Annotated in this window: 1 protein-coding gene; it reads left to right on the top strand. The window is 51.8% G+C overall.

The features are described 5' to 3' along the window. Positions 1 to 91: 91 nt before the first annotated feature. Entirely contained in the window at positions 92 to 1,672 is a 1,581-nt protein-coding gene (locus NWE93_15120) for an IS1182 family transposase (protein MCW4001560.1), read from the top strand. Positions 1,673 to 1,819 lie beyond the last annotated feature (147 nt).

The raw sequence follows: 1,819 nt of genomic DNA, 5'->3' as shown, positions 1-1,819 counted from the left end.
GGGGCTGTCGTGCTAAGCGACAGCCCAAGAAATATGCAAAACGAGCCAAAGCAAAAGTGCAAAGGCTCGTTTTGTGATGTAAACTGAGTCTGTGAAAACAACCAATTTACAAAAGGATCATATCGTAAACGAAAGCGGATATCAAGTGGCAATGCCGCTGGATTTGGGAATGCGGATCGATGCAGACGATACGGTGTGGACGCTGATCAAGGTCATGGAAAGGGTGGATTACAGCGAGTTAACCGGAACGTATCAGCGCAGGCCGCGTAAAGGCGAGGCAACTTCGAAACAGCTGTTCGAGCTCATAGTTCTGGGATTTATAAACGGGCTGTATTCCACTCGAAAAATAGAAACAGCCTGTCGAAACGATATTCGGTTCATGTATCTGCTGAGAGGAAAACGGGTGCCGGACCACAGCAGGATCGCGAGCTTTATCAAGGAACACCTCACAGACGGCGTGTTGGAGCGATTGTTCTATCAGATGGTAGAGTTACTCAGGGAACAGGGGGAAATAGCGTTTGAGCAACTGTATGTGGATGGAACGAAGATCGAAGCGAACGCGAATCGATACAGCTTCGTATGGGCGAAGTCGACGGGCAAATATGAAGCGCATGTGGATGAAAAGCTTATCGCACTGCTGGAGCGGCTGACGGTGGAGTACGGTATTGTACACGACGACGCTAAAGGATACCGGCAAGCGCTGCTGGAAAGAAAGGAAGCGGCGAGGCTTTCTTTCGTATACGGGCGAGGCAAGCGGAAACCACAGCTTCAGCGGGATATGGAGGAACTGGACGGCCTGCTCTCACGCAAGGCAAGATACGCCGGATACAACCGCACCTTCCGAGGCCGGAACAGCTTTTCAAAGACTGACCCGGACGCGACATTCATGCGGATGAAGGAAGACCACATGAAGAACGGGCAGCTCAAGCCGGGGTATAACCTGCAATTGGGCGTTGAAGGGGAATACATCGTCGGGGCGCATATCTGCTCGGAGCGCTCGGATGAACTGGCTCTATTGGGCCTACTGGAAAGAATGGAAGCGGGTTGCGGGAAGAAGCACCGTGAAATTGTAGCGGATGCGGGATACGAGAGCGAGGAGAACTACAAAAAGCTAAAGGTGCGTGAACAGATCGCCTACATAAAGCCCCAAAACTTCGAGAGAGCCAAGGCGCGCAAATACCGGAACAACAGTTATTTGCGGGACAATATGCCCTATGACGCCGATAAGGATACCTATACCTGCCCGGCGGGAAACACCTTTGCGCATATTTATGATACCAGGCGAAAGGGTAAATTAGGGTTTGAGACAACGGTAAGCGTCTACGAATGCTTCGGCTGTGACGGCTGCCCTCAAAAAACACTTTGCACCCGTGCCCAAGGCAACCGGCGCTTGCAGGTCTCCAAGGATTTCCTTGCCCTCCGGCAGGCGTCGCTGGAGCGGATATCTTCCGATTGGGGCAAGACCCTGCGCCTGAACCGCTCCATTCAGGTGGAAGGCGCGTTCGGCGTTCTTAAACAGGATTATGGGTTCCGGCGCTTCCTGCGGCGAGGCGAGGCGAATGTTTTTACCGAGATACTGCTTTACGCCATTGCTTACAATGTAAACAAGCTGCACAATAAAATGAGACAAAACAAATTCGGTTGCACGGTGCACCTGCTCAATTCGGCGTAACTTATGCACAATCGCATACGCGCTTGTCTCCAAATGACAGGCCAAAATCGGCGGGCTTATTTCTTGTCCTCTGATTTCTGACGTCTGTCTACGCTGCAAATGCTTCGGCCTATTTCCGATGGTTACGGCAAGAGGCTGTCGCGCTTT

This window comes from Candidatus Bathyarchaeota archaeon, from assembly GCA_026014735.1.
In the GTDB taxonomy this organism is placed as follows: domain Archaea; phylum Thermoproteota; class Bathyarchaeia; order Bathyarchaeales; family Bathycorpusculaceae; genus Bathycorpusculum.
This window is presented reverse-complemented; position numbering and strand designations above follow the sequence as displayed.